This window comes from Rhodoblastus sp., from assembly GCF_041915505.1.
In the GTDB taxonomy this organism is placed as follows: Bacteria; Pseudomonadota; Alphaproteobacteria; order Rhizobiales; family Beijerinckiaceae; genus Rhodoblastus.
This window is the reverse complement of the sequence record NZ_JAYSBG010000321.1, coordinates 1-4,018: the sequence shown is the minus strand read 5'-3', so window position 1 is coordinate 4,018 and position 4,018 is coordinate 1. Positions and strand designations below refer to the sequence as shown.

General features: G+C 66.5%; 4 protein-coding genes. 1 reads left to right on the top strand and 3 read right to left on the bottom strand.

From position 1 onward, the window contains the following. The coding region (locus tag ACE3S9_RS16105) for an ABC transporter ATP-binding protein/permease (RefSeq protein WP_374547495.1) at window positions 1-1,939 on the top strand (1,939 nt) is incomplete at its 5' end. Between the two features lie 4 nt (window positions 1,940-1,943). On the opposite strand, the gene ACE3S9_RS16100 is transcribed toward ACE3S9_RS16105, so the two are convergent. The 3 genes from ACE3S9_RS16100 to ACE3S9_RS16090 all read right to left on the bottom strand — a co-directional run. After that, on the bottom strand, window positions 1,944-2,522 hold the full coding sequence (locus ACE3S9_RS16100; RefSeq protein ID WP_374547494.1) for an NnrU family protein: 579 nt from the start codon (window positions 2,520-2,522) through the stop codon (window positions 1,944-1,946). Window positions 2,523-2,571: 49 nt separating this feature from the next. After that, the gene (locus ACE3S9_RS16095) at window positions 2,572-3,492 is read right to left on the bottom strand and encodes a hypothetical protein (RefSeq protein ID WP_374547493.1); all 921 of its coding nucleotides are present in this window, start codon (window positions 3,490-3,492) and stop codon (window positions 2,572-2,574) included. 135 nt (window positions 3,493-3,627) lie between these two features. Next, the coding region (locus ACE3S9_RS16090) for an OmpW family protein (RefSeq protein ID WP_374547492.1) at window positions 3,628-4,018 on the bottom strand (391 nt) is incomplete at its 5' end.

The window sequence follows — 4,018 nt, the reverse complement described above, 5'->3', positions numbered from 1 at the left end:
CTTCCTGAAAATCTTTATCGCCTTGTTCTCGGTCGAGACGATCCTGTTCGGCCTCGCCAATATTTCCGGCCAGCTCGGCTATTGGCCCAAGGCGCTGGCGGAGACCCCCATTCCCGCGACCCTGCCGCTCACCGTCGCCATGTTCGCGATCATCGTTTTCGCGGTGTCGCACATTCCTGTCGTGCGCTCGCTGACCCGGATCGCCGACCGGTTTTTTCTGGCCCAGGACGAGACCTCGACCGGGCTCGGGCCGTTCCGCTTCAAGACCACCGAGAGCCGGTTCGCGACGGCTGTGGTGGTCTTTCTCGTGGTGCTGAACCAGGCGCAGGTCGCCATTTCGCTGCGGCTGAACTTCTTCCACCGCGATTTCGGCAACGCCATCCAGGACAAGAACGGCCCGGAATTCTGGCGCCAATTGTTCTGGGTCTTCATGCCCTGGGTGTTCATCCTGATCGGCAGCCTGGTGATCGAATATGTCGTCAGCTCCTATCTCGTCATCCGCTGGCGGCGCTGGCTGACGCAATTCTATATTTCGCATTGGCTGCACAACCACGCCCATTACCGGATGTCGCTCAGCGGCGGCCCGACCGACAACCCCGACCAGCGTATCGCGGAAGATGTCGCCCGTTTCATCGACGGCGGCGGCGAGGGCGGCGCCTTCGGGCAGGGCGTCTATAATTATTCGATCCTGCTGATCTCCACTCTGTCGTCGCTGGTGTCCTACGCCATCCTGCTCTGGGGCATTTCGGCCAATTTCACCTTTCCGGGCACCGACTTCCGCCTGCCCGGCCTGCTGTTCTGGGTGGCGTTGATCTATGCGGCGACCGGCACGCTGATCACCCATCTGATCGGCCGGCCATTGGTGCGCATCATGTTCACGCGGCAGAAGGTCGAGGCGGATTTCCGCTTCTCGCTGGCGCGGCTGCGCGAATATAGCGAACAGGTCGCGTTGCTGAATGGCGAAAAGGCCGAAGGCGCCGATCTCGGCGGCAAGTTCGGCGCGCTGATCTCGAACTATCTCGACATGATCAACCTGCGCAAGAAGCTAACCGCCTTCACCGGCTTCTACGGCCAGCTCAGCCCGATCATCCCCTATATCTTTTCCGCGCCGTTTTATTTTCTGGGCAAGATCACGCTGGGCACGATGAGCCAGACCGCCGGGGCCTTCGGCCAGGTCGAGGGCGCGCTGAACTTCTTCGTCAGCTATTACGCCTCGCTCGCCGGCTTCAAGGCGGTGCTCGACCGTCTGACCTCCTTCGACGCCGCGATCGAGGGGGCCCAGACGGCGTCCGGATTCACGATCGAGCCTGATGCGGCGGCGCCCGGCCTGCGCGGCGCGACCGTGGCCCTGCCCAATGGCGCGCCCTTGCTGAAAGGCGTGGACCTCAGCGTGACGCGCGGCCGCAATCTGCTGGTCACGGGCGCCTCAGGTTCGGGCAAATCCACCTTGTTCCGCGCCCTGACCGGGGTCTGGCCGTTCGGCTCGGGCGACGCGGCGATTCCACCGCGCGGCAAGCTGCTGCTGCTGCCGCAGAGGCCCTATATTCCGATCGGCTCGCTGCGCGACGCGGTGACCTATCCGGCCGAGCCCGGCCGCTATGACGACAAGGAGATCGCGCAGGCGCTCGTCAACGCCCGCCTGCCGCAGCTCGCCGACAAGCTCGACATCGCCGACAATTGGGGCCAGCGGCTGTCCGGCGGCGAGCAGCAGCGCGTGGCGATCGCCCGCGCTTTGCTGGCGCGGCCGGACTGGCTGCTGCTGGACGAGGCCACGGCGGCGCTGGACGAGGACACCGAAGGCGCAATCTATCGGATGCTGGCGGAAAGCCTGCCGCAGACGACGCTGGTCTCGATCGGCCATCGCTCGACGCTGGCCGCTTTCCACGCCGACCGGGCGCAGGTGCGCGACGGCGGCGTGGCGCTTTCCGCCGTGGTCTGACGTTTCAGCGCGCGAAGGCCAGCAACGGGACGCCCGCCCAGGCGTGCAGCCAGAGCAAGGTCGCGGCCCACAGCCCAACGCCGACCAGCACGGCCGCGCCGTCCGCCGCCCAGCCGCGCGCCGCCGGCCGCGGCGGAACCTCGCGCCGCGACGCCGAAATCCGGTCGTAGAGCGAGAACAGCAGAAACGAGCCGAACAGCAGCAGAGCCAGCAGATCGCCATTGGCGGCGAGATGGGCCGCCGCCCATAAAGTGACGCCCGCAAGCATCGGATGGCGGGCCCAGTCGCGGATATGGGAGGGCGTATAAGCCGCCACGACCAGCACGAAGGCCGGCAGCATCAGCGTGAAAGCCAGATGGCGCGCCCAGATGGGCGGATACCAGAGCTGGACGTCGGCCGCCGCGCCGCGCATCGCGGAAACGCCGACGACGATCAGCCCGAGGCCGAGCGCGGAGGCAAGGGAAAAGGCGAGCTTGTAGCCGTTCTCGCCCAGGCGCGCGCGCAGCGCCGTCCGCAGCGACGGCGCGGTCGGCAGCAGATGGACCGCGAAGAACAGAATCAGACCGGAAACCAGAGAGACCATGGCGTTTCCTCGACGACGGTCGCTTGAGCACGGCGCGGACGCCGGCCCGTCATTGCGCGCCGGCCGGCGGCGGTTCGGGCGGGGAGGCCGGCGCCGCGACCGGCGTGGCGCGGCGTTTCGGCGGGCTTTTCGGCTTTTCCGCCTTGACCGCGCCGCCTTCGCCGGCAAGCCGCGACTGCAGGCGGAAATCGCGCGCCTCGGTCAGGCGCAGGGCGCAAAAGCCGACCGCTTCCTCGCGGTCGTAATCGCGGCAGACCTGCGCGCGCTCCGAGGAAAAGCCGGCCTGTTCCTTGATCGCCGCCTGGGCCGCCGGCTTGTCCTTCTTATATTTGTCGAGCAGGGTGCGGAAATGCGCGCGCATGGCGTTTTCGAGCGCGCCGCGCTCCTTTTCGATCACCTTGATCTGGGCGTCGGAAAAGCTGGTCCCCGCCGGCCCCCACAGGCCGGCCGCGTCGATGCGGCAATCGGCCGCCGAAAAGGCGCAGGCGCCATTCGGGCTGCGCGCGCGAAGCGCCCCGCTCAGCACATCGAATTGCACCGGGCAGGCCGAGGAATCGAGCTCAAAGCGCTGCACGCCGTCGGGCGCGCCGAGCGGCTTGAGCGTGATCGGCCCCTCGGCGCCCATCGACACTTCGCAGGATTGATTCGGTCGGGAAATCTTGTCGCCGACCACGGTCAGCCGGGCGACGCGGAGATCGGCGCCGGCCTTCTCGACCTGAAGCAGGCCGCGCGCGCCCGACAGGCTGAAGGATTTGTCGATGACGGACTCGAGCGCCGGAGGCCTGGACGCGCTGAAGTGACCGGAATAGGTCCCGCCCGACGGCGAAGGCCCGGAGCGCGACGCCGGCGGCGTGAGCGACTGGCCGGTGGGGGTCGGCGCGCCGACGGCGCCCGGCAATTGCAGTTGCGCACGGGATTCGGCCGTCAGGACCAGCAGAAGCAGGAGGGAAACCGGAAAAATCAGGCGCATGGAATGGTCATCTTGGGGCGAGACGCGAGTCTCTTAACCTCTCCGCGTCCAGACCCCAATTCAAGCCCCAATTCGTTCCGGGCGGAATTTCCGGCGCTGGAGCGCCGCCCGCGCTCCAGGTCCTTGTTCGCCAAATCAATATTTCGCGAGAACGGGCTCGCCGCCGCCGAAGCGATAGACGACGCCCAGGGAGAACAGCCAGGGCTGGAACTGGGTGTGCTGGTCGACGCGGGTCGGGATGATTCCGACGCCCGGGACATTGACCCCGCTGGCGTAGGCTTGGACATAGTTGAAGGTCTTCTTGACGTCGAGGCTCACGCCCCAGTTGCGGTCGATCATGTAATCGACGCCGCCTTGCAGCGCGAAACCCAACGAGCTGCCGACATGGACGTCGTTGAGGAAGGCGTTCTTGTTGTCGAAGGAAAAACCGACGGCGACGCCGGCGCCGAGATAAGGCCGGATCGGACCGAAATTGTCGAAATGATAGACCGCCGTGATCGGAATGATCGCCGGCATGATCTGCGCC

Excerpts from the sequence above, each read along its gene's own strand:
- ACE3S9_RS16100 (WP_374547494.1), bottom strand. The coding sequence starts at position 2,522 with ATGGTCTCTCTGGTTTCCGGTCTGATTCTGTTCTTCGCGGTCCATCTG.
- ACE3S9_RS16095 (WP_374547493.1), bottom strand. The coding sequence starts at position 3,492 with ATGCGCCTGATTTTTCCGGTTTCCCTCCTGCTTCTGCTGGTCCTGACG.